General features: G+C 52.9%; 1 protein-coding gene. It reads right to left on the minus strand.

Features of this window, described 5'->3' with window-relative positions:
* Positions 1–752, minus strand: a 752-nt coding sequence (locus ACTHS3_RS14545; protein ID WP_440368317.1) for a chloride channel protein, incomplete at its 3' end; no start/stop codon positions are given.
* Positions 753–1030: the final 278 nt, after the last annotated feature.

Consider the following 1030-nt stretch of genomic DNA (forward strand, 5'->3'; position numbering starts at 1 on the left):
CCAATGAGTGCAAACATACAGACGGCCAAGGGAATGATTTTGATGTTGTCGCGCTTGATGAAGGGGAACTTTTGGGCTGTACGCTGGAAAAAGACGGCGGTTGCGCCCAGTATCGGGCCGATGATGGCAGAAAACCAAAGTAATGAGGTGTTGATGGAAAGGTTGGTCGGATGATATTGCTGCACGTCTCCCAAGCCGATGCGCGCGACGGCAGTGGCGATGACGGAAGTCAGCAATGCGGCGGCGACGGCTTGCTGCGTCCATAAGCCAAGCATGGCTTCGAGGATGAAAAGTGTGGAGGCGAGCGGCACGTTATACACGGCCGCCAAACCTGCACCCGAGGCGCAAGCAATGACCAGCCTTGCGTCGTCTTCGCTCAACCCGAAACGGTTGACGCCTACTGAAGCAAAGGCGGCGGTCATTTCGCGTGGTGCAACTTCGCGGCCGAGCGGCGAGCCAAGCCCGACGGTAATGATTTGCAACAGAGCATGGCTGACGGTTTCAAAAAACGGAAAACCGGCGAGCGGATTTTTAACCACGGCTTTAATACTCGGTTGCGGCCTGCCGTAGCGTTTGAGCAACCACCACCCCAAACCAACCACCACGCCGCAAAAGGCCATTACGCCGATACGCCGCGCAGGACTTGCCTGCGATACGCCCTCGCGGAAAGAAACGTATAGGCCGTCTGAACCGTAACCATAGGCAAGATGTTGAATTGTGTGCATGATTTCGGTTAATACAATGCCGACCATGCCGCCGATAATGCCGGTAATGATGAGGGCGGCCCAGATTTTATGAGTGTCTTTCACGGGATTTGACTTGAGGTAGTAATGGTTTGATCAAAGCGTTTTTTAAGGGAACTATTGTCCGCCCAAGGGGTAGTTTTTGGGGGCGACGTGGGTTTGGCCGTTATAAGGGAAAATATATTTCTGATTTTTATAATTTTTCTTTCTTGATACGCCGCTGAGTTTTGCAGTCAGCGCCCATACGCCGGATACGGCAGGACGGCTTTTGTCAAAAGCAATTTTGG

The organism is Neisseria sp. P0009.S007 (assembly GCF_051962515.1).